The organism is Bradyrhizobium sp. CCBAU 51627 (assembly GCF_028128765.1).
GTDB lineage: Bacteria > Pseudomonadota > Alphaproteobacteria > Rhizobiales > Xanthobacteraceae > Bradyrhizobium.
The window spans coordinates 58,091-80,439 of sequence record NZ_LBJG01000023.1 but is presented as its reverse complement, the minus strand read 5'-3'; the positions used below and the strand labels follow the sequence as shown (position 1 = coordinate 80,439).

The following is a 22,349-nucleotide window of genomic DNA, read 5'->3' as shown; positions in this document are numbered from 1 at the left end:
TAGATTCCGGGTTCGCGACTGCGTCGCCCCCCCCGGAATGACAGCAAGAAAAAGGGTAAGCCGCCATGAACTTCGATTTCTCTGACGACCAGAAGCAGCTCCGCGATCAGGCGCGCAAGTTCCTCACCGAGAAATGTTCGCCCAAGGCAGTACGCGTCGTGCTCGACGGCAAGGCGCCTTACGACAAGCAGCTGTGGAAGGGTCTCGCCGAGATGGGCTTTCTCGGCGTCGCGATCCCCGAAGAGTTCGGCGGTGCCGGCGCCGGCCATCTCGAGCTCTGCGTGATTGCGGAGGAGATGGGCCGGGCCAATGCGCCGGTGCCGTTCTCCTCCACCGTCTATCTCGCCGCGGAAGCGCTGCTGATCGCTGGCAGCGACGCGCAAAAGAAGAAGTGGCTGCCGGCGATCGCCTCGGGCGAGGCGATCGGCACGCTGGCGCTGTTCGAGGGCAAGGGCAATCCGGCGCCGAAGAACGTCAAGCTGACGGCCGCGAATGGTGTACTCAACGGTGTCAAGAAGCCGGTGGCCGACGGTGCCATCGCCGACTTCGCCGTCGTCGCTGCGCGTACGGGATCGAGCGGACGTGAGAGCGACATCTCGCTGTTCCTGGTCGATCTGAAAGCTGGGGGCGTCGAGATCAAAGGCCTCACCAATCTTGATCCGACCCGCGGGCAGGCTGAGATCACTTTCAAGGATTACAAGGCAGAGTCGCTCGGCGCCGCCGGCGAGGGCTGGAGCATTCTCACCCAGGTACTCGATCGCGCCGCGGTGCTGTGCGCTTTTGAGCAGGTCGGTGGTGCCGACCGTGCGCTGGAAATGGGCCGCGACTACGCGCTTGATCGTATCGCCTTCGGCCGTCAGATCGGCTCGTTCCAGGCGATCAAGCACATGCTGGCGGACATGTATGTCTCGGCGACACTGGCGCGCTCCAACAGCTATTACGGCGCCTGGGCGCTCTCAACCAATGCGGCTGAGCTGCCTGAGGCCGCTGCCGCCGCGCGCATCAGCGCGACGCAGGCCTTCCAGCACTGCGCCAAGAACAACATCCAGGTTCACGGCGGCATGGGTTTTACCTGGGAGTTCGACTGCCACATGTACTACCGCCGCGCCAACGCGATGGCGCTCGGGCTCGGCAGCCTTAACTATTGGGAAGACCAGCTGATCGAGCGCATGCGCAAGAAGAACGCGGCGTAAGCGAAGGACACGATATGAACTTCGACGACACGCCGCAGGAAGCCGAATTTCGAGCTGCCGCCCGCGCCTGGATCGCTGCCAATGCGCCGAAGCAGTATGAGGACGAGCTACGCAAATCGTCGCTCGGCCGCACCGTGCTCAAGAACGCCAACATTCTCGAAGTCGCAAAGGCCTGGCAGAAGAAGAAGGCCGATGCCGGCTGGGCCTGCCTGCACTGGCCGAAGGAGTATGGCGGCCGGGGCTCGTCCCCCATCGAGCGCGTGATCTGGCAGCAGGAAGAGGGGCCGTTCGGCCAGCTCTCCCGCATGTTCATCATCGGTCACGGCATGTGCGGGCCGACCATGATGGCGTTCGCGCGCGAAGAGCACAAGCGCACCTATCTGCCGCCGCTCGCCTCCGGTGAGAAGGTCTGGTGCCAGCTGTTCTCCGAACCAGCCGGCGGATCCGATGTCGCAGGCCTCCGCACGCGCGCCGAGAAGGACGGCGACGACTGGATCATCAACGGCCAGAAGATCTGGACATCCGGCGCGCATTATTCCGACTACGGGATCCTGCTCACCCGCACCGATCCGACTGTACCCAAGCACAAGGGTCTCACCATGTTCTTCCTGGACATGAAGAGCCCTGGTGTCGAGGTCAGGCCGATCAAGCAGGCGAGTGGCGCCTCCGACTTCAACGAGGTCTATTTCACCAACGTCCGCATCCCCGACCACCAGCGTCTCGGCGAGGTCGGTGACGGTTGGAACGTTTCGTTGACCACGCTGATGAACGAGCGTAGCGCGATCGGCGCGGCCGTCTCGACGGGCTTTCCCGAGTTGTTCGAATATTGTTCGAGCCTGATGCTCGACGGTGGGCCGGCGATCGAGGATCGTGCTGTACGTTCGAAGCTGGCGAACTGGGCGGTGAAGGCGAGCGGGTTGAAATACACGAGCATGCGCGCAATCTCCGCGCTGTCGAGGGGCGAGCGACCGGGGCCGGAAAATTCGATCGGCAAGCTGGTGGCGGGTTCGATGATCCAGGATGTCGCAACCTATGCGCTCGACCTTCAAGGCGCCGCTGGCGTCGTTAGTGGCCCGGAGGATGCCGAGCTCGCCGGCCGTTTCCAGGCCATGCTGCTGCGTGCGCCGGGCACGCGCGTGGAAGGCGGTACCGACGAGATCATGCGCAACATCATCGCCGAGCGGGTGCTGGGCCTGCCAGGGGATATCCGTGTCGACAAGGACGTGCCGTTCAACAAGATCCCGACCAGGGGAAGATGAGTTCGTGTCCCGGACGCGATGCAGCGCATAGCGCTGCTTCGCAGAGCCGGGACCTAGAAATTGCAGATGGGCCCGGCTCTGCAGCGCACCGCTTCGCGCTGCGCAGCGTCCGGGGCACGAGAGAGGAGAGTTCGAAGATGAATTTCGACGACACCGCGCAGGAAGCCGCATTCCGCGAGACCGCGCGCAAATGGATCGCTGCGAACGCACCGAAGGAGTTCGAGCAGGAGCTGTCAAAATCCTCGCTCGGCCGCATCAGGCTTGCCAAGCACGACATGGTCGAGGTCGGCAAGGCCTGGCAGAAGAAGAAGTTCGAAGGCAATTGGGCCTGCCTGCACTGGCCCAGCGAATATGGCGGCCGCGGCGCCACGCCGATCGAGCGTGTGATCTGGCAGCAGGAGGAGGGCGTCTACGGCAAGCTGACGCAGCCGTTCCAGATCGGCGAGGGCATGTGCGGCCCGACCGTGATGGCCTGGGGCAGCGAAGATGCAAAACGCCGGTACCTGCCGAAGCTGGCCTCCGGCGAGGAGATATGGTGCCAATTGTTCTCCGAGCCGTCGGCCGGCTCCGACGTCGCGGGCCTGCGCACGCGCGCGGAGAAGAAAGGCGACAATTGGGTCGTCAACGGCCAGAAGATATGGACGTCTGGCGCGCACTATTCCGACTACGGTCTGTTGATCGCGCGGACCGACCCGAACGTGCCCAAGCACAAGGGACTCACCATGTTTTTCCTGGACATGAAGAGCCCCGGCGTCGAGGTGCGGCCGATCAAGCAGGCCAACGGCATGCAGGAGTTCAACGAGGTCTATTTCACCGACGTCGTGATTCCCGACAATCAGCGGTTGGGCGCCGTCGGCGAAGGTTGGAGCGTGTCGCTGACCACGCTCATGAACGAGCGCATGTCGATCGGCGCACGGCTTGCGACCGGCGTCCCGGAAATGTTCGAATTCTGCTCGAATCTGATGCTGGAGGATGGCCCCGCAATCGACGATCCCGCCGTGCGCTCGAAACTTGCGAGCTGGGCCGTGAAGTCGAGCGGGCTGAAATACACCAGCTACCGCGCGATCTCGGCGCTGTCGAAAGGTGAGCGGCCGGGTCCGGAAAATTCCATCGGCAAGCTGGTCTCGGGCATGATGCTGCAGGACATCGCAACCTACGCCATGGACCTGCAAGGCGCGGCAGGTGTTCTCACCGGCAGCGACGAGGAGACGGTGCAGGGCCAGTTCCAGCAGATGCTGCTGTCCTCACCCTCGATGCGCATCGCCGGCGGCACCGATGAGATATTGCGTAATATCATCGCCGAGCGGGTGCTGGGCTTGCCCGGCGACATCCGCGTCGACAAGGATGTGCCGTACAACAAGATTCCGACCAAGGGACGGTGAAGATTCTCGTGTCCCGGCCGCGCGAAGCGCGAGCCGGGACCCAGGGGGCCACAATGGGCCCCGGCTCTGCAGCCGCACCGCTGAAGAAGCGCTGCGCTGCGTCCGGGGCACGAAAGCGAGGCAAGCCATGGACGCCAAAGTATCCAACGCCCGCCACTCCACGGAAGATCGGATCGGCGTGCTCGAGGAGCTCCTTAACGAACGCTACTCCGTTCGCGCTTTCCTGCCGAAGGAAGTCGACCGCGCCACCATCGAGCATGTGCTGACGACCGCGCAGCGCACCGCGTCATGGTGCAACAGCCAACCCTGGCAAGTCATCATCGCCAGCGGAGAGGCCAAGGAACGCTTCCGCCAGTTGATCTACAAGGAGGCTTCGGGTGGTCTCGGCGATGATTATGATTTCACCCCGCCGCGCGAATATGTCGGGGTCTATCTCGAGCGTCGCCGCGAGAGCGGCTTCCAGCTCTACAACACGCTCGGCATCGCCCGCGGCGACAAGACGGCCTATGCCAAGCAGGCGCTGGAGAATTACAATTTCTTCGGCGCGCCGCATGTGGCGATCATTCACACCAACGAGCCCCTCGGCATTTACGGCGCGATCGATTGCGGGGCTTATGTCTCGAATTTCATGCTCGCTGCCCAGGCTCTCGGGCTCGGCACGATCCCGCAGGCGGCGCTCGCGCGCCATTCCGGCCTGATCCGCCGCCACTTCAACCTCTCCGACGATCGCCGTGTCGTCTGCGGCATTTCATTCGGCTATGCCGACGTCGAGCACAAGGTCAACAGCTACCGCACTTCGCGCGCGAGCGTTGCCGACACGGTAACATTCGTCGAGAAGTAACCGAGCGAACATCAGTCAGCCACACGCGTATCGAGGCGGCCGCGTAAGCGGCCGCCTCGATTGCAGTGATCTCAAGTCGATTGACGCGCTATCCGCCGCTGCCGCCGATCACGGCGCGCACGGTCTCGTCGGGTCCGAAGTCTTCGGCGCCGTCGACATAGAGCAGCGCCGCAAGCTTCGAGCGCGCGCGGTTGACGCGGCTCTTGATGGTACCGACCGCGCAGCCGCAGATCGAGGCCGCGTCCTCATAGGAGAAGCCGGAGGCGCCGACCAGGATCAAGGCCTCGCGCTGGTCCTGCGGAAGCTTGTCGAGCGCGGTCCGAAATTCCTCGAACTCGAGATGGGCGTTCTGCGAGGGCTGCGTCTTCAGCGTCTTGGCGTAATTGCCCTCCGCATCCTCGACCTCGCGCCGTCGCTTCCGATAGTCGGAACGGAACAGGTTGCGCAGGATCGTGAACAGCCATGCGGGCAGGTTGGAGCCGGGCTGGAACGAGTCGATATTGGCGAGAGCGCGTAACAGCGTTTCTTGTACCAAATCGTCGGCGCGGTCCGCATTACCGCTGAGCGAGATCGCGAACGCGCGCAGGCTCGGCACAGCCGCGAGGATGTCGTCACGCAGGGAATTCGTGAGAGGCATTAATCCCTCCCATGGTTGTCGTTGGAGCCCCCAGCCTCATTCTCATTTGGAGATCCACCGCCCGGCGCATCAAGTTTCTTGATGAGCTCCGCGAAGCGGTCCGGGACCCCCTGCCGGACAACGTCATCGTACATGGCGCGCAGTTGGTGCCCAATCCGGGATTGGATCTCCGGCGTGAGCCCTCCCTTCCCGGGGGTCGTGCTTTTGCTGGCTTGAGACTTGAGATCTTTCATGACCTGTTCCACGTTTCCCCGAGTTAAGTGACTGCAAAATAGAGAAATTTTCTCAACCGGGAGCCGTTCCCTGGATAGGCACAATTCCAGGTTCGATAAAAAGTTCCCCCCTCGGCGGAACTTTTCTTATGTTGGGGCGTAGTCAGCCAGCGGGGGAACCCGGGCCGCCCCTCGTGCCGCCTGATCTTCGAGATTGGCCTAATGAGGAATGGAGTCGGGATGTCCCGTTCACAGCTCGTTGCTGAACACTTGCCGTTGTTGCGCCGGTATGCGCGCGCCCTGACGGGCAGCCAGGCCTCGGGCGACGCCTATGTCGCAGCCATGTTGGAGGCCATGCTGGGGGATCCGTCGGTGCTCGACGAGACCCATGGCCCGCGGGCCGGCCTATTCCGGCTGTTCACTCAGATCTGGAATTCGGTCTCGGTCAATGACGACGCCGAGGTGGCGACCCTGCCCATGCCACCGGAGCGGCGGTTGTCCAACATCACGCCGCTGCCGCGACAGGCCTTCCTGCTGCTCTCGCTCGAAGGATTTTCGGAAGAGGAAGTTGCCTACATTCTCGCGACCGATGTTGCCGAGACGCGGCGGCTGGCCGACGCGGCCGGCCGCGAGATGGCGGCCGAGATCGCGACCGACGTCCTGATCATCGAGGACGAGACCTTTATCGCCATGGACCTCGAGAGCCTGGTGAAGAATCTCGGCCACAATGTCGTCGGCGTCGCGCGCACTCACGCCGATGCGGTGGCGCTGGCCAAGAACAAGCGGCCGGGCCTCATCCTCGCCGACATCCAGCTTGCCGACGGTTCGTCGGGCCTCGATGCGGTCAACGAACTGCTCCGCACCTTCGAGGTGCCGGTGGTGTTTATCACCGCCTATCCGGAGCGCTTCCTGACAGGCGAGCGTCCGGAGCCGGCCTTCCTGATCTCAAAACCGTTCCAGCCCGCGATGGTGTCGGCGGTGGCGAGCCAGGCGTTGTTCTTCCAGCGTAACTCGCGTAACCGCGCACCGAAGGCACCTGCGGCTTAACAAGGCGCCGGCCGCGTAACGGCAAAGGGCGCGCCATTTGACGATGACGATCTGATCCGGCGTGCTGCAAGGCGCGCCGGATTTCTCGTACCCGCTTGACGCGCGCCGCGTACGCCGCCCATACCTCGTGCACCACCACGAATGGGAGACGTGCTCATGGACCAGCAACTCGTCGACCGCCTCGCCATCCGCGATCTCGTCGAGAATTGGGCGGTCTGGCGCGACGCCGGTGATTGGGAGCGTTTTGCCACCGTCTGGCACGAGGAAGGCTGGATGTCCGCCACCTGGTTTCAGGGGCCGGCGCGGGATTTCATGCGGGTGAGCCAGGAAGGCTTTGCCAAGGGCGTGCGTATCCTGCATTTCCTTGGCGGCACCAGCATCGAGCTTTCGGGCGAGCGTGCCATTGCGCAAACCAAGATGACGATCTCGCAGCGGGCCCTGGTGCACGACGTGCTCTGCGACGTCGTCTGCACCGGGCGCTTCTACGATTTCTTGGAGAAGCGAAAAGGCCAGTGGGGCATCGTCCGCCGCCAGCCGATCTACGAGAAGGACAGGATCGATCCGGTCGATCCCGCCGCGACGCTCCGCCTCGACCAGCAGACGCTCGCCGCGTTGCCTGAAGGCTACCGGCATCTCGCCTACATGCAGGAGCTGATCGGCTACAAGGTCAAGCGCGACATGCCGGGCCTGATCGGCCTCGAGGTCGAGAAGCTCTATGGCGAGGGACGGGACTGGCTGGCGGGGAAAGCCAAATAGTCAGCAGGCGAAAGTGAGCCCCAGACAAAAGTAAGGCGCGACTGGCATCACCACAGTCGCGCCCTACGTCGCCGGCTTATGGGGCAGGGGGGAATAGCCGGCTGTTGAAACGACTCCCAAGCCCGAGAGTCGTTCCAGACGGTTGCAAAATTTTTCCGGAGCGAGGCCTTTTTCGCACACGGTTAAGTGATCTTAACCCTTGGGAAACTCCGGCCCTCCGCTCGCGTTGTTCCCACGATCGCCATGGGGCCAGGGACGGACAAGCCATGCCACAGATTCAAAAGGTATTTTTCGGCGCCGTCGCTATCGTTGCGACGCTTGGCGCCGTCCAGGTTGGCGCCGTGCAACTTTCCTCCGGGCATGATCTGGCTGATCGCTGGCAGGCGCTCGCCGACCAGCCCGGCCAAACCGCAGGTCGCAACGTCGTAAGTCACAATGTCAACCGTACCGGCAAGGCTGACCGCCTGGCCGACCCGAAGCCGGCTCCGGTTCCCACTCGCACCGTCTCGATGCGGCTGAACGACCTGCCTGACACGTCGGTGCTGCTTCGCCTTCCCGCCGCCATCGAGACCGGCAATGCCAAGCCGGCCCCCACGCTGCTGAAGCCGGACCGCAGGCCGACGATTGCCTGCGAGCCGATGGTCAGCTCCCTGACCGAGGTTGCAAAACTGCTCCAGCCCGGCCGCTGCGTGACCTGATCTGCGTCGGCCCGCGCGCAAAGCCCACTCTCTTTTCGCGAGGGTGGTTGTGCGCGTCCACTTGATCCCCTATCCCATCGCGCTATATCCCGGCTTTCTCCATTTCCGATTGACTGGGTAAACGCATGACGACGTCCGATACGGCTACGCATACGCAGCCTTTCCAAGCCGAGGTTTCCGAGCTTCTGCACCTGATGGTGCATTCCGTCTATTCGGAGACCGACATCTTCCTGCGCGAGCTCGTCTCTAACGCCTCGGATGCCTGCGATAAGTTGCGCTATGAGGCGATCGCCAATCCGGCCCTGCTCGGCGAGGGTGACGCGCTCAAGATCCGCATCATGCCGAACAAGGCGGCGGCAACGCTAACGATTGCCGACAACGGCATCGGCATGGAGCGGCAGGAGCTCATCGATCATCTCGGTACCATCGCCCGCTCCGGCACCAAGGCCTTCGTATCGAAGCTGAAGGAGGCCAAGGACGGCCTTGGTCTGATCGGCCAGTTCGGCGTCGGCTTCTATTCCGCCTTCATGGTCGCCGAGAAGATCGTCGTGATCAGCCGCCGTGCCGGCGAGAGCGACGTCTGGAGCTGGACGTCCTCCGGCGGCTCCGGTTTCGAGATTGCGCGGGCCAGCGACGAGGAGGCCGCACGCGTGACGCGCGGCACGGAGATCGTGCTGCACCTGAAGGACGATGCGAAGAAATACCTCGAAGCTTTCGAGATCGAGCGTATTGTCAGTGCCTATTCCGACAATATCCTCTTCCCCATCGAACTCGTGCCGGAAGAAGGCGAGCCGCGCCAGATCAATTCGGCGAGCGCGCTATGGCAGCGCCCGAAATCCGAATTGACGGCAGAAGACTACAAGAAGGCCTATCAGCAGATCGCGTCCGCCTTCGACGATCCGGCGATGACGCTGCACTACCGCGCCGAGGGGCGCTACTCCTACGCGGTGCTGCTGTTCGCGCCGTCGGCCAAGCCGTTCGACCTGTTCGAGCCGAACCGCAAAGGCCGCGTCAAGCTCTATGTCCGCCGTGTCTTCATCACCGACGACGCCGACCTGCTGCCGGGCTATCTGCGTTTCATCCGCGGCGTCGTCGACAGCGAGGATCTCCCGCTCAACATCTCGCGCGAGATGCTCCAGAACAATCCGCAGCTGGCGCAGATCCGCAAAGCCGTGGCGACCCGCGTCATCAATGAGCTCGAAAGTCTCGCCGAGAAGGACGCAGAGAGCTTCGCCAAGATCTGGGATGCGTTCGGTGCGGTACTGAAAGAGGGCATCTACGAGGATTTCGAGCGCCGCGAAAAACTGCTGGCGTTGTCGCGCTTCACAACCACGACCGGCGAGAAGCGCGCGCTCAAGGACGTCGTCGCCGATTTCAAGCCAAACCAGACCGAGATCTATTATATCGTCGGCGACAGCATCGAGCGGCTGAAGTCCAGTCCTCGGCTGGAAGCAGCTAGCGCGCGCGGCATCGAGGTGCTGCTGCTGTCCGATCCGGTCGATGCGTTCTGGACCTCGATGCCGACGGAGTTCGAGGGCAAGCCGCTGAAGTCGCTGAGCCAGGGCGACCTCAATCTCGACCTGATCCCGCGCGTCGACGAAAAGGACAAGGCGAAGACGGATGAGCCGGCGGCGGACGAGGCCGCGACCATCGCGGTGATCAAGGCGGCGCTCGGTGAGCGCGTCAGCGACGTCAAGGCTTCGACCCGCCTCACCAATTCCGCCTCCTGCCTCGTCGCCGACAGCCAGGGGCCGAGCCGCGAGCTCGAGCGCATTCTTGCGCAGCAGAACCGCGGCATGCGCACCAAGCCGATCCTGGAAATCAATTTGCGTCACCCCATGGTCACGGCGATCACCAGGGCCCAAGCGGGCTCGAAGACGGTCGACGACCTCAGCCTGCTCCTGCTCGAACAGGCGCAGATTCTGGATGGCGAGCTGCCGGAGGATCCGGCTGCGTTTGCGGCAAGGCTGAACCGTCTGGTGCTGCAGGGGCTGGGCTGACGTGAGCCCAGCCTACTCCGCCGCGTCCTTCTGCTCCTCGCTTTCGATCTCCGCCTCCGGCTTCCTTTCCGTCCAGCGTGACAGCGCGTTGGAGAAGCGGTCGAGGTAGAGGTAGACGACCGGCGTCGTGAACAAGGTCAGCGCCTGGCTCACGACGAGACCGCCGACCATGGCGTAACCGAGCGGCTGGCGGATCTCCGCGCCGGTGCCGTGACCGAGCATCAGCGGCACGCCGCCGAGCAGGGCCGCCATCGTCGTCATCATGATCGGGCGGAAGCGCAGCAGCGCGGCCTGGCGGATCGATTGCTTCGGTGTCAGATGCTGTTCGCGCTCGGCCGCGATGGCGAAATCCACCATCATGATGCCGTTCTTCTTGACGATGCCGATCAGGAGGATGACGCCGATCAGGGCGATCAGGCTGAAATCGAAGCCCGAGAACATCAGGATCGCGATCGCGCCGACGCCGGCTGACGGCAGCGTGGACAGGATGGTCAGCGGGTGGATGTAGCTCTCGTAGAGCACTCCCAGCACCAGATAGACCACGACGAGGGCGGCGAGGATCAGCATCGGCACGGTGCCGAGCGATTGCTGGAACGCCTGCGCGGTCCCCTGGAAGCTCATGGACAGCGTCGGCGGCGCGCCCATCTCGCCAGCCGCGCGCATCACGGCGGCAGTTGCCTGTCCGAGGGCGACGCCCTCGGCCAGGTTGAAGCTGATCGTCACCGCGGGAAACTGGCTCTGATGCGCGATCGCGAGCGGCCGCACAGGCTCGTTGTTCCAGCTGCAGATGACCGAGAGCGGGACTTCGTCTCCGGTCAGCGGCGATTTGACATAGAGCTTGTCGAGCGTCTCAAGCTTGCCCTGCAGCGCCGGCGTGATCTCGAGCACCACGTGATAGCTGTTGGTCTGCGTGAAATATTGCGCGACCTGGCGCTGGCCGAAGGCATCATAGAGCGTGTCGTCGATCAGCTGCGGCTGAATGCCATAGCGTGCGGCCGTGTCGCGATTGATCGTGAGCTGTAGCGTCGTGCCCTCGGTCTGCTGGTCGGTGGCGACGTCGCGAAGCTCCGGCAGGCCCTTCATCTCCGTCAGGATCTTTGGCGCCCACGTATCCAGCTCGGAAAGATTGGCGTCCTGAAGCGTGAACTCGAACTGGGTCCGGGTCGCGCGGCCGCCAAGCCGCACGTCCTGCGAAGCCTGCATATAGAGGCGTGCGCCCTCGACCTTGGCGAGCTTCGGGCGCAGCCGCGCGATGATCTGTTGCGCATTCGCGTCGCGTTCGCCGATCGGCTTCAGCGTGACATACATGCGCCCGGAGTTCAGCGCCGTGCCGCCGCCGCCGATGAACATCGCGATGGAATCGACGGCAGGATCAGCCTGCACGATCGCATTGAGCTCCTCCTGCCGCCGCTTCATCTCGGCGAAGGAGATGTCCTGGGGCATCTCCGACACTGCGGTGAGGAAGCCGTTGTCCTGCTGCGGGAAGAAGCCTTTTGGGATCAGGATGAACAGCAGTGCCGACAGTGCAACAGTGGCGAAGAAGATGCAGAGCGTGACGAGACTGTGCCGTAGCGCGAGGTCGAGCCCGCGCTCATACGCCCCAAGCAGGCGCTCGAACAGCCGCTCGCTCCATTGGTAGAAGCGGCCGTGGCGGGCCTCGTGGTCGGAGCGCAGGAAACGCGAGGCCATCATCGGCGTCAGGCTCAGCGATACCACGAGCGAGACGAAGATCGCCATCGACAGTGTCACTGCAAATTCTCGGAATAGCCGGCCGATGATGCCGCCCATCAGCAGCAGGGGAATCAGCACGGCGACCAGCGAGATGCTGATGGAGACGATGGTGAAGCCGATCTCGGCCGCGCCCTTGTAGGCGGCGGTGACCGGGTTCTCGCCCCGCTCGACGTAGCGCGTGATGTTCTCCAGCATCACGATGGCGTCGTCGACCACGAACCCGACCGCGATGGTCAGCGCCATCAACGACAGATTGTCCAAGGAGTAGCCGAACACCCACATCAGCGAGCAGGCCCCGAGCAGCGCCAGCGGCACCGTGATGCTCGGGATGATCGTGGCCCAGAAGCTGCGCAGGAAGATGAAGATCACCATCACCACGAGGGCAATGGTGATCATGAGCGTGATCTGCACGTCGTCGACCGCCGCGCGGATCGTGATGGTGCGGTCGCTGATGATCTTGATGTTGATCGCGGGCGGGATCGCCGCGATCAGCCGCGGCAGCTTCTGCTTGATGCGGTCGACCGTCTCGATGACGTTGGCGCCGGGCTGCTTGAAGATAACCAGGAACACCCCGCGCTTGCCGTCGGCCCAGGCCGCGGTCTTCATATCTTCCGGCCCCGACACGGCCTCACCGATGTCGCGAATCCGCAAAGGTGCGCCGCCGCGATAGGCGACGATGACGTCCTGCCACTGGCTGGCTTCGAGCAGCTGGTCGTTGGCGTAGACGGTATAGGCGCGTCGCGCGCCGTCGATACTGCCCTTCGGGCTGTCCGTGGTCGCGATCGCGATCTGGCTGCGCACGTCCTCCAGCGACAGGCCCTTGGCGACCAGCTTGGCTGGATCGACCTGAATGCGCACCGAAGGCTTCTGCTGCCCGCCGACGAACACCTGGGCGACGCCGGGGATCTGGCTGATCTGTTGTGCGAGCTGGGCGTCGGTGCGGTCGCTGACAGTGGTCAGCGGCAGCGTATCGGAGGTCGCCGACAGGATCATGATCGGCGAGTCCGCCGGATTGACCTTCCGATAGGTCGGCGGAGACGGCAAGTTCTTCGGCAATTGCCCGCTGGCGGCGTTGATCGCAGCCTGCACGTCGTTGGCGGCAGCGTCGATCAGGCGGTTGAGATCGAACTGGAGGGTGATCGAGGTCGAGCCGAGCGAACTCGTCGACGTCATCTGCGTGATGCCGGGAATCTGTGCGAGCTGGCGCTCGAGCGGCTGCGCCACGGAGGAGGCCATGGTTTCCGGGCTGCCGCCGGGAAGGGAGGCGGAAATCTGGATGGTCGGAAAGTCGACCTGCGGCAGCGGTGCAACCGGCAGCAGAGGGTAGGCCACGAGCCCTACAAACAGGATACCGGCCATCAGCAGCGAGGTGCCGATCGGATAGCGGATGAACGGAGACGAGATGCTCTCTTGCATGCCCTGAGACCACAGACCGCGGGCGCATCTTCTTCCACCCCATGGCGGAGCCGCGCCCAAGAGCCCGAGCGCGAATGTGCGTTTCCTTCAGCCCATACGCTTATTGATTGCCCCGGAACGTCATCGGTCCGGAGCCGGCGTTGTGGCCGAAAGACTAGTCCGTTCGCTCCGGCCCGCGAACGGTTTCGTGCGCCAATCGCTTGCGACCTTGGTCGAAGGATGGGTGTAGCGAGATATGCGTTCAGTGCAGGCCGGACCCGGTGCATCTCTTCGCGATTTCGGATCATTACGGCGCTGTGTCGCATCGTTTTTGCTGCGCGTCACAAGCGGGAGAGGTATTAATGGGAAACGGTCGCTTCTTCCGCTCTGCTGTGCCATATCGAAATGGCATAACGCGTGCCGCAGCCACCGATTCGAGGATATGTCCGATGCGCTCGTCTCTCCTGACCCTTACCGCGATTGCCACGCTGTTCGTCGCGGCAGATGCCAGCGCGCAGACCTACGATCCGCGCTACCCGGTCTGCATGCATGTCTACACGCCCGGAGGCTTCACTGGGGGCGGTGGCGACTATTTCGACTGCTCCTTCACCTCGCTGCCGCAGTGCCGCGCAACCGCTTCGGGCCGTGCCGCCAGCTGCGACCTCAACCCCTACTATGCTTTCGATCAGCCGCCCGCGCCGCGCAAGCGTCACAGGAAGGTGCACTGATCGTTTGCGATGCGAGGTTCAGTGAATATGACACGCTCTACCTTCGGCATGATCGTGACGACCGCTGCATGGCTTGCGGCTGCGCCGTCGCAGGCCCAGACCTTTGATCCCAGCTATCCCGTCTGCATGCACATCTATACCGGCGCTAGCGGCGGCGGCGGGGAATGGTATGACTGCTCTTTCACATCGCTGCCGCAGTGCCGTGCGACGGCCGCCGGCCGGGCCGCGACCTGCGACCCCAATCCGTATTATCCGGTCAACGTGCCGCCGTGGCGGCCCCGCCACAGGCGAGGCTAAGTGGCTGCAAACTATTCCTTCTTGATTCCGGACAGTTCGACCACCTTGCGCCAGCGCTCGGTCTCGGCGACGAGCATGCCGCCGAACTCGCCGGCATTGCCGTGCAGCGGGATCGCGCCGAGTTCGGCAATGCGCGCTTTGATTCCGGGATCGGACAAGGCCGTGTCGATCTCGCGATTGAGGAGATCGATGATCTCGTGCGGCGTCTCATAGGGCGCGCCGACACCGTAGAACGAGGATGTCTCGTAGCCGGGCAGCGTGTCGGCGATCGGCGGTACATCGGGCAAGATCTCCGAGCGCTCGCGTGTGGTGATGCCGAGCGCACGCAGCTTGCCAGCGCGCACCAGCTCGAAGGACGAGGTGACGTTGTCGAACATGCCCTGGATCTGGCCGCTCATCACGTCAGTCAGGCCAGGCGCGGAGCCGCGATAGGGCACATGGGTGAACTGCACGCCGGCCATCGATTTGAACAACTCGCCGGAGAGATGCAGCGAGGTGCCGATGCCGGACGAGGCAATCGACATCCTGCCGGGATTGGCCTTGGCATAGGCGATGAAGTCCGCGACACTCTTCACCGGCAGATCGTTGTTGATGACCAGCACCAGCGGAATCCGCGCGACGCCGGCGACCGGCGCGATGCCCTTGGCAAAGTCGTAGGGCAGAGCCGGATCGAACGAGGCGTTGATCGCATTCGCGGTCGAGGTCAGCAGCAGCGTGTAGCCGTCCGGCGCGGACGTGATCACCGCCTGTGTGCCGATATTGCTGCCGGCGCCGGGCTTGTTCTCGACCACGAAGGTTTGCCCGAGTCGTTCGGACAGGCGCTGGCAGATCAGCCGCGACAGGAGGTCGGTGGCCCCGCCGGGCGCATACGGCACGACCCACTTCACGCTGCGCGACGGATAGGATGGGTTGCCGATCGCAAAGGCGCGAGGCGTCGCGAGCGTCGCCGCGGCGCATGCGGCGGCCTGAAGGAAATGTCGCCTGGTGATCATTGTGGCCTCCAGTTCATGTCTCGCAGGGGCGAGAGATCGCGCATAGCGCGCTCGAATGACCGGAATTGCTATCGCAAGAATCACACCAGGCCGCACGTCGTTCCCGTTGGCTTGGTAAAGGATGACTAGAGTTAATCGCGCGCTAATCGGCTTTTACCTTGTCTCTTAACACCTGGGCAGGGCGTGCCGGCTAAGCTGCCGGCACAAGCAGATACCGTCCGAAAGAATGAACGGCATGACCACCGGCGTCATCGAGCAACCCAAAGCCGCACGCGCACCTTCGGCCTCAAAGATCTGGCTGAAGGCGATCGAGTTGACCGCCCGGATCGAGACGCTGCCGGGCCGTCTGTTCGCCGACGTTGTCGACGATTGGGCCCAGCGCCAGCCCGACCGCATCGCGCTGGTGATGGAAGACGCAACGCTCGACTACGAAGCTCTGTCGAAGCGCATCAGACGCTATGCGCGCTGGGCGCGCTCGGTCGGTCTCGCCAAAGGCGATATCGTCGGCCTGATCATGCCGAACGGTATCGATTATGTCGCAGCCTGGCTCGGCATCAGCCGCGTCGGCGGCGTGGTGGCGCTGATCAACATCAAGCTCGTCGGCAAATCCCTCGCGCATTGCGTCGACGTTGCTAAGCCCTCCCATATCATCGTTGCGCATGAACTCGCGGAGGCCCTGGAGAGCGCAAGGCCGCACCTGAATACGCAAGCCAAGGTCTGGACTCATGGCGATGCCCGCAGTGAGCGCGCAATCGATGTTGCACTCGCCGTGCTCGATGACGGGCCGCTGTCGCCGGAGGAGCATGGCGACGTCACCATCGATGACCGCGCGCTGCTGATCTACACTTCGGGCACGACAGGTCTGCCCAAGGCCGCCAGCATCAGCCATCGCCGCATCCTCAACTGGGGGTTCTGGTTCGCCGGTCTTACCGGCGCGACGCAGCAGGATCGGCTTTATGATTGCCTGCCGCTGTTCCACTCGGTCGGCGGCGTCGTCGCGCCGTGCAGCATGCTGGCCGCCGGCGGCGCGGTGGTGATCGCGGAGAAGTTCTCGGCGTCGAACTTCTGGTCTGACATCGTGCGCCACGACTGCACGATATTCCAGTATATCGGCGAGCTCTGCCGCTATCTGCTCAAGGCGCCTCCGTCGGAATATGAGAACCACCATCGGCTGCGGCTCGCGTGCGGCAACGGTCTGCGCGGTGACATCTGGGAGGACTTTCAGGCGCGCTTTGCCATTCCCCGCATCCTCGAATTCTATGCCGCGACCGAAGGCAATTTCTCGCTGTTCAACGTCGAGGGCCAGCCAGGCGCAATCGGCCGCGTCCCGCCGCTGCTCGCGCATCGCTTTCCCGCAGGCCTGGTCAAACTCGATCCCGAGAGCGGCGCGCCGCTGCGCAATGATGAGGGCTTTTGCATCGCCTGTGGCCGCGGTGAGGCTGGTGAGGCGATCGGCCGCATCGGCAGGGCGGATGAGGGCGGTGGCCGCTTCGAGGGCTATACCGATGCCGGCGAGACCGAGAAGAAAATCCTGCGCGATGTCTTCGTCATGGGCGATGCCTGGTTTCGCACCGGAGATCTGATGCAGCTCGACGACAAGGGCTTCTTCCATTTCGTCGATCGCATCGGCGATACTTTTCGCTGGAAAGGCGAGAATGTCGCGACATCAGAGGTCAACGACGCCGTGCGCGATTTCACCGGTGTGGTCGATGCGACCACCTATGGTGTCGGCATCCCCAGCGCCGACGGCCGCGCCGGCATGAGTGCCATCGTCGTCAACGAAGGATTTGATCTCGCGGCCCTGCCCGCGCATCTCGCGCGGCGGCTCCCGGCCTACGCTCGTCCGCTCTTCATCCGTATCTCGCGTGAGCTTGATGCGACCGAGACGTTCAAGCAGAAGAAGGGCGAGCTTGCGCGGGAAGGTTTTGACCCGGGCGCGGTGACGGATCCGCTGTTCATGCTCGAGCCGAAATCGGGTGCTTATGTCGCACTCGATTCAGGGGCATTTGCGCAGATCATGGATGGTACGACCAGGCTGTAGCCGCAGCAAAATCAGCAGATAGGTCCAATTTTATCTGAATTGTCCAAGAGGCCATTTACTTCTGTCGAGTAAACAGACGGTCATGGGAGGCGGTCATCTCAAAGGCCGCCGCAAGACAAACGATCGATTAACCAAGTAAGAAGCGAGCCAGCCATGTCGGTAAGGTCCAAGGTCATCGAAGCGATTCAGAAGATCGCCAAAGAGCAGCACGTCACGCTTCCCGCCCTCTCCGACGATCTGTCGTTGCACGAGACCGGCTTTGACTCGCTCGCCTTCGCGATCCTGGTCGCGCGGCTCGAGGACGAGACCGGCGTCGACCCCTTCACCATTTCCGAGGACGCCGCGTTCCCCCTCACCGTAGGCGATTTCGTGCGGGCCTACGAAAATGTCCCCGCGTGAAATTGTTGCGCTCCGCGACTATCTGAGCCCGGAGCTTAACGACCGTACGATCTCCGACGCCCATCATATGGTGTCGCTGACGGACGTCCTTTCGCATACGGTCCTGAGCGGCCGCCTGCATGAGCTGGCAGGCCGTTCTGTGCTGCTGAGATTGTCCAACCAGCTCAGGTCCGGCCTTGCCATGATCGAGCTCGACGGCATCGTCCGACGCATGCTGCTGTGCCCGCCGGATCTCAACCCCGCGCATCTGGACACGCTGATCGCGGATGCCGGGATCGATGCGGTCGTTACTGACGAGCCCGATCGCTGGGCCGGGACCGGCGTGTCGCTGGTTGTCACCGCGCAATTGCCGCTTCAAGCCACCGCGCCGGCCAAGACTGAGCGTGCGACCGAATGGCTGATGCTCACCTCGGGCACCTCCGGCGTGCCGAAGATCGTCGGCCATACGCTGGAAGCACTCACCGGCGCCATCGTCGCCGAGGGCCCTGCGAAGGGGCCCGCGCCGGTCTGGGCGACGTTCTACGACATTCGCCGCTATGGCGGCCTGCAGATCTTCCTCCGGGCTATTCTCTCCGGCGGCTCCATGGTGCTGTCGGACCCGCATGAGACCCTTGCCGATCACGTCATCCGGCTAAAGGCGCGCGGCGTCTCCCACATCTCCGGAACGCCTTCACACTGGCGCAAGCTGTTGATGAGCGGATCGGCCGCGCAGTTTGCCCCTCGCTATGTCCGCCTCTCCGGCGAGATCGCCGACCAGGCGGTGCTTGACGGTCTGAAGGCGGCGTTCCCCAATTCCTCTGTTGGACATGCCTATGCCTCGACGGAGGCCGGCGTCGGCTTCGCCGTCAATGACGGGCTCGAGGGATTCCCGGCCAACTATCTCGGCAATCGCAATGGCGTCGAGATGAAGATCGTCGACGGCTCGCTGCGGATCCGCTCGACGCGCACCGCGCATGCCTATGTCGGTCGCAACGCCGGCCCGCTCACCGATGGCGACGGATTCGTCGACAGCGGCGATATCGTCGAACTGCGCGGCGATCGCTACTATTTCGTCGGCCGTCGCGGCGGCATCATCAATATCGGCGGGCTGAAGGTTCACCCTGAGGAGATCGAGGCGGTGATCAACCGTCATCCCCTCGTGCGGATGTCGCGGGCCAAGTCGCGAAAGAGTCCGATCACCGGCGGCATCGTTGTCGCCGACGTGATCCTCACTGAGGGCACGGATCCAGCGCGCGCGAAGGAAATCCGGGATCAGATCCTGGATCAGTGCCGCGCCCAGCTCGCCCCCCACAAGGTGCCGGCAGTGATCTGCTTCGTCGAGGCGCTCGACGTCACCCCGGCCGGTAAACTGGCGCGCACCAATGCATAATGTCCTCGTCACCGGCGGCAGCCGCGGCATTGGCCTTGCCATCGGCAAGCGGCTAGCGAGTGCCGGCTTCAACGTGATTGCCGCGGCCCGGCACGAAAGCGAGGAGCTCAAGGCGGCGATTGCTGCCTCAGAGGGACGCCTGCATTTCCGCGCCTGCGATCTCGCCGTGATCGACGCGATCCCGGCTTTCGCAAAGCTCGTGCGTGATGAGTTCGGACCCATCTATGGCCTCGTCAACAATGCGGGTCTCGGCACCGAGGGCCTGCTTGCCACCATGCACAATTCGCAGATCGAGGCGCTGGTACAGCTCAATGTGCTGTCGCCGATCATCCTCACCAAATATGTGGCGCGGCAGATGATGGCGGACGGCGCCGGCCGCATCATCAATATCTCTTCCATCATTGCGACCACCGGCTATAACGGGCTGTCCGTCTACGGCGCGACCAAGGCGGCCGCCACCGGTTTTACCCGTTCGCTCGCGCGCGAGGTCGGCAAGCTCGGCATTACCGTGAACGCGATCGCGCCTGGTTTCATCGACACCGAACTAACGCACAATCTGTCTGATGAAGGCCGCAAGCGTATCGCCGGCCGCAGCGCGCTGCGCCGCTTGCCGGAGACCGAAGACGTCGCGCGCATGGTGGAGTATCTGCTCGGCGAGGGCGGCCGCAACATCACGGGCACGGTGTTCACGATCGACGCGGGGAATACAGCTTAGGTGGAACTCTGCCACTGCGATTAAGTTGATCCGGCTCGATGGCGCTCAACCGGATTTGGTCGTAGGATGCCCCGCAATCGGTTGGGTTACGTCAACCGATCTGCCCTAATCGAGGGAGCAGTCCATGACCACTTCAAGCATGACCGCTTCAAACCAGGGCCAGACGGACCAATCCCCCACACGGTCCGGCGACCTCAGCTGCCGGCCGATGTCACATCAGAATTCCGGTGATCACGGCCACGAAATGTATCCGCAGCAATTCGTCCGGCTGGTGGGCTGTCACGACGTGCCGATGGCGATGTTGCGCAAGCGACAGGAGGAGAAGCTGCATTAGCCATATCAGCTTTCACGTCCGGGGCGGCTTCGGCAGGTCGATCCGCTCATGCGAGAATTCCGGCGGCCCTTCCGTGAGGCGGCGGATGCGTCGCTCGCGCTCGTCCGCAGGCAGGGCCGGATCGAGCAGTCGGTCGATCTCATGCATCGCGATCTCTTCGATCCTCGCTGCGTCCGAGGCCGTCGTGTGCGCAGGCGCGGGGGCGATTTTCAGACCGAGTTCGACGAGCCTGCAGATCGCATCGGATCGCGACAGCTGGTAGGCCTCGGCCCAAGCATCGACCGTTGCGGTCAATCCTTCCGACATCTTCACCGCGCTGATCGCGTCAAGTCCCGTACGCCGGCGTACGGGAGCGGTCGAGTCCCTCTTGCCGGTGTCAGACACGTCGATGATCCCGAGCCATTTCAGATTCGTGAACCGTAAGCGCAATCGGAGACCGGCTGTTTGATGCCGATCAATGACGGGCTGCGTCATTGCGGCGCGGCGCGATCTTGTTGTCTTGCTCCGTTTCGGCCAATGATCGGCGCTTCGAGGGGGCACGGCAGCCGGCGAACCCGGACGGATCCTGCCCCGTATCTCCCTCGGACGCTGTTTCCAACTATCCGGCACCACCCGATGACACCAGGCGCTTCTTTCTACGGCAGCATACCTGTCTTTCGCGGCTTCACCAGCCTGATGGACCCGGCGCTCTATTCGCCGCTGCCGGACGATTGGAGCATCGGTGTTGCCGACATCGTCGATTCCACCAAGGCGATCGCGGCGCAGCGCTACAAGGCGGTGAACATGGCCGGTGCCGCCGTCATCGCGGCGGTGACGAATGCGCTGGAGGGACGCGAATTTCCCTTCGTGTTCGGCGGCGACGGCGCGAGCTTTGCGGTCGCACCTGGCGATCTCGAAGCTGCGCGCGGAGCGCTTGCTGCGACCGCGACCTGGGTGCGGGAGGATCTCGGTCTGAAAATGCGCGTGGCGCTGGTGCCGGTGAGCGCGATCCGCGCGAGAGGTCTCGACGTGCGCGTCGCGCGCTTCGGTCCATCGGCCAATCTGTCCTATGCGATGTTCTCCGGCGGCGGGCTCGCCTTCGCTGATGCCGCGATGAAGCGCGGCGAGTTCGCTGTCCCGGAGGCGCCGCCGGGCACGCAGCCCGATCTCTCCGGCCTGTCCTGCCGTTTCGAGGTGATGCCAGCCTCGCGCGGGTTGATCCTGTCCGTGCTGGTGATGCCGGCGGCTGATGCCGATCCGGTCGCCTTTCGCAAGGTCATCGAGGACATCATCCATCTGGTCGAGCGCAGCCCGGATGCGGGCCGGCCCGTGCCGCCGGAGGGGCCGCCCCTGAAATGGCCGCCCCGGGGATTGGATTATGAAGCCCGCAGCAGGCGCGGCGGTCCGCTCCTCACGCGTCGCGCCGGTGTGCTGGCCTATACCTTCTTCGTCTATCTGCTGATGCGCTTCGACATCGGGATCGGCGGCTTCCTGCCGAAGGTGTACAAGCGCCAGGTGGTCGAGAATTCCGACTTCCGCAAATATGATGATGGCCTGCGCATGATACTCGACTGCACGCCGGAGCTGGAGCGCGCCTTGAGCGATCGTCTGGCGACTGCTGCCCGCGAGGGCGTCGTCCGCTACGGGCTTTACCAGCAAGATGCCGCAATGATGACCTGCTTCACGCCTTCGGCGCTGCGCAGCGACCACGTGCACTTCATCGATGGCGCGCGGGGCGGCTATGCTGCGGCGGCGACGGCCTTGAAGGCGATGGTGGCGGCGGCGCGCTAGTGTCTCGCGCGTGTCCAGGTTTCGCCACCGCAGAGTGCGCCGAGGCAACCTTCGACCCGCAGCGTCTCAGCGCCCGTCACCGTGACACTGCTCGCATAGGTGCTGCCGTCATCGGCATTGTAGATCTGGCCCGACCATTTGTTCGGGCCCGCGGGCTGCATGCCGGCAAACAGCGGCAAGCCGATCATCGGACGCTTGGCGAGCGCGGGATTGGGATTCTTGCTGTCGGTCGCCGGCTGGCCGGTCGCGGTGTCGTAGGGCTGCTTCAGCCAGACGATGACACCGCAGATGCCGCCGCTGCACTTGCTGATCTTGACGCGTGCATCGCCAGCCTGGGTCAGCCAGGTCCCGCTGGCGTCAGCGCTCTGCGCATGCGCGGCCGTCGCGCCAGACAGCGACGCCAGCAGGACGGAGACAATGGCGAATCGTTTGAACATGGAGACAGCCCCGAAAATGGAGGTGCCTCCATAGCAGCCCGGCAGGATAGTGCAACGCTGAATGGAATCAAATTCCAGAGTTTATCCGCCTGCGTGCATTTGCCTCGGCCGGCAGC

At 63.6% G+C, this 22,349-nt stretch carries 22 protein-coding genes; 16 read left to right on the top strand and 6 right to left on the bottom strand.

The features are described from left to right. The first annotated feature begins 65 nt into the window (after nt 1-65). From XH88_RS12200 to XH88_RS12185, 4 genes are all read left to right on the top strand, one after another. Complete coding sequence (locus tag XH88_RS12200; RefSeq protein ID WP_271615606.1) at nt 66-1,193, top strand: acyl-CoA dehydrogenase family protein; 1,128 nt, start codon at nt 66-68, stop codon at nt 1,191-1,193. A 14-nt stretch (nt 1,194-1,207) separates the two neighbouring features. Continuing rightward, complete coding sequence (locus XH88_RS12195) at nt 1,208-2,452, top strand: acyl-CoA dehydrogenase (RefSeq protein ID WP_271615605.1); 1,245 nt, start codon at nt 1,208-1,210, stop codon at nt 2,450-2,452. A 137-nt stretch (nt 2,453-2,589) separates the two neighbouring features. Next, entirely contained in the window at nt 2,590-3,834 is a 1,245-nt protein-coding gene (locus tag XH88_RS12190; protein WP_271615604.1) for an acyl-CoA dehydrogenase, read from the top strand. A gap of 127 nt (nt 3,835-3,961) precedes the next feature. Continuing rightward, nucleotides 3,962-4,675: a nitroreductase gene (locus XH88_RS12185; RefSeq protein ID WP_271615603.1), complete on the top strand. Its 714-nt coding sequence runs from the start codon at nt 3,962-3,964 to the stop codon at nt 4,673-4,675. Between the two features lie 88 nt (nt 4,676-4,763). On the opposite strand, the gene XH88_RS12180 is transcribed toward XH88_RS12185, so the two are convergent. Further along, the gene (locus XH88_RS12180) at nt 4,764-5,312 is read right to left on the bottom strand and encodes a sigma-70 family RNA polymerase sigma factor (protein WP_092288831.1); all 549 of its coding nucleotides are present in this window, start codon (nt 5,310-5,312) and stop codon (nt 4,764-4,766) included. Next, entirely contained in the window at nt 5,312-5,545 is a 234-nt protein-coding gene (locus XH88_RS12175) for a NepR family anti-sigma factor (protein WP_271615602.1), read from the bottom strand. Before XH88_RS12175 ends, XH88_RS12180 begins: the two co-directional genes overlap by 1 nt. Before the next feature lie 219 nt (nt 5,546-5,764). Here XH88_RS12175 and XH88_RS12170 point away from each other — a divergent pair, with 219 nt between their 5' ends. The 4 genes from XH88_RS12170 (at nt 5,765) to htpG (ending at nt 10,025) form a co-directional block, all read left to right on the top strand. Further along, entirely contained in the window at nt 5,765-6,571 is an 807-nt protein-coding gene (locus XH88_RS12170; protein ID WP_164938909.1) for a response regulator, read from the top strand. Nucleotides 6,572-6,727: 156 nt separating this feature from the next. Then, nucleotides 6,728-7,327, top strand: coding sequence for a nuclear transport factor 2 family protein (locus XH88_RS12165; protein ID WP_271615601.1), 600 nt, complete (start codon nt 6,728-6,730; stop codon nt 7,325-7,327). 266 nt (nt 7,328-7,593) lie between these two features. Then, a complete protein-coding gene (locus tag XH88_RS12160; protein ID WP_271615600.1) occupies nt 7,594-8,025 on the top strand; it encodes a hypothetical protein in 432 nt (143 codons plus the stop codon). A 125-nt stretch (nt 8,026-8,150) separates the two neighbouring features. Beyond that, entirely contained in the window at nt 8,151-10,025 is a 1,875-nt protein-coding gene (gene htpG / locus XH88_RS12155; RefSeq protein ID WP_271615599.1) for a molecular chaperone HtpG, read from the top strand. Between the two features lie 12 nt (nt 10,026-10,037). On the opposite strand, the gene XH88_RS12150 is transcribed toward htpG, so the two are convergent. Beyond that, nucleotides 10,038-13,172: a multidrug efflux RND transporter permease subunit gene (locus XH88_RS12150; protein WP_271615598.1), complete on the bottom strand. Its 3,135-nt coding sequence runs from the start codon at nt 13,170-13,172 to the stop codon at nt 10,038-10,040. A 428-nt stretch (nt 13,173-13,600) separates the two neighbouring features. Between XH88_RS12150 and XH88_RS12145 the strand changes: the two genes are divergently transcribed. Both XH88_RS12145 and XH88_RS12140 read left to right on the top strand, forming a co-directional pair. After that, the gene (locus XH88_RS12145) at nt 13,601-13,879 is read left to right on the top strand and encodes a DUF3551 domain-containing protein (RefSeq protein ID WP_271615597.1); all 279 of its coding nucleotides are present in this window, start codon (nt 13,601-13,603) and stop codon (nt 13,877-13,879) included. Between the two features lie 27 nt (nt 13,880-13,906). Further along, nucleotides 13,907-14,176, top strand: coding sequence for a DUF3551 domain-containing protein (locus XH88_RS12140; RefSeq protein ID WP_271615596.1), 270 nt, complete (start codon nt 13,907-13,909; stop codon nt 14,174-14,176). 11 nt (nt 14,177-14,187) lie between these two features. On the opposite strand, the gene XH88_RS12135 is transcribed toward XH88_RS12140, so the two are convergent. After that, entirely contained in the window at nt 14,188-15,168 is a 981-nt protein-coding gene (locus XH88_RS12135; RefSeq protein WP_271615595.1) for a Bug family tripartite tricarboxylate transporter substrate binding protein, read from the bottom strand. A gap of 226 nt (nt 15,169-15,394) precedes the next feature. On the opposite strand from XH88_RS12135, the gene XH88_RS12130 reads away from it, so the two are divergent. From XH88_RS12130 to XH88_RS12110, 5 genes are all read left to right on the top strand, one after another. Next, the gene (locus XH88_RS12130; RefSeq protein ID WP_271615594.1) at nt 15,395-17,209 is read left to right on the top strand and encodes a long-chain-acyl-CoA synthetase; all 1,815 of its coding nucleotides are present in this window, start codon (nt 15,395-15,397) and stop codon (nt 17,207-17,209) included. Nucleotides 17,210-17,362: 153 nt separating this feature from the next. Further along, nucleotides 17,363-17,608 (top strand): acyl carrier protein, encoded by a 246-nt coding sequence (locus XH88_RS12125; protein WP_271615593.1) that lies wholly within the window; start codon nt 17,363-17,365, stop codon nt 17,606-17,608. After that, nucleotides 17,595-18,977, top strand: a complete 1,383-nt coding sequence (locus XH88_RS12120) for a class I adenylate-forming enzyme family protein (protein WP_271615592.1) — start codon at nt 17,595-17,597, stop codon at nt 18,975-18,977. The genes XH88_RS12125 and XH88_RS12120 overlap by 14 nt, the downstream gene beginning before the upstream one ends. Continuing rightward, complete coding sequence (locus tag XH88_RS12115) at nt 18,970-19,692, top strand: SDR family NAD(P)-dependent oxidoreductase (RefSeq protein ID WP_271615591.1); 723 nt, start codon at nt 18,970-18,972, stop codon at nt 19,690-19,692. Before XH88_RS12120 ends, XH88_RS12115 begins: the two co-directional genes overlap by 8 nt. A gap of 124 nt (nt 19,693-19,816) precedes the next feature. Continuing rightward, the gene (locus XH88_RS12110; RefSeq protein WP_271615590.1) at nt 19,817-20,026 is read left to right on the top strand and encodes a hypothetical protein; all 210 of its coding nucleotides are present in this window, start codon (nt 19,817-19,819) and stop codon (nt 20,024-20,026) included. Nucleotides 20,027-20,038: 12 nt separating this feature from the next. Here XH88_RS12110 and XH88_RS12105 read toward each other — a convergent pair whose 3' ends face one another. Further along, nucleotides 20,039-20,419, bottom strand: coding sequence for a hypothetical protein (locus XH88_RS12105; protein ID WP_271669048.1), 381 nt, complete (start codon nt 20,417-20,419; stop codon nt 20,039-20,041). Between the two features lie 222 nt (nt 20,420-20,641). On the opposite strand from XH88_RS12105, the gene XH88_RS12100 reads away from it, so the two are divergent. Then, nucleotides 20,642-21,796 carry a DUF3095 domain-containing protein gene (locus XH88_RS12100; RefSeq protein WP_271615589.1) on the top strand — a complete coding sequence of 385 codons (1,155 nt, stop codon included), beginning with the start codon at nt 20,642-20,644 and terminating at the stop codon, nt 21,794-21,796. On the opposite strand, the gene XH88_RS12095 is transcribed toward XH88_RS12100, so the two are convergent. Continuing rightward, the gene (locus XH88_RS12095; RefSeq protein ID WP_271615588.1) at nt 21,793-22,233 is read right to left on the bottom strand and encodes a DUF2147 domain-containing protein; all 441 of its coding nucleotides are present in this window, start codon (nt 22,231-22,233) and stop codon (nt 21,793-21,795) included. The genes XH88_RS12100 and XH88_RS12095 overlap by 4 nt on opposite strands. Between the last annotated feature and the right edge of the window lie 116 nt (nt 22,234-22,349).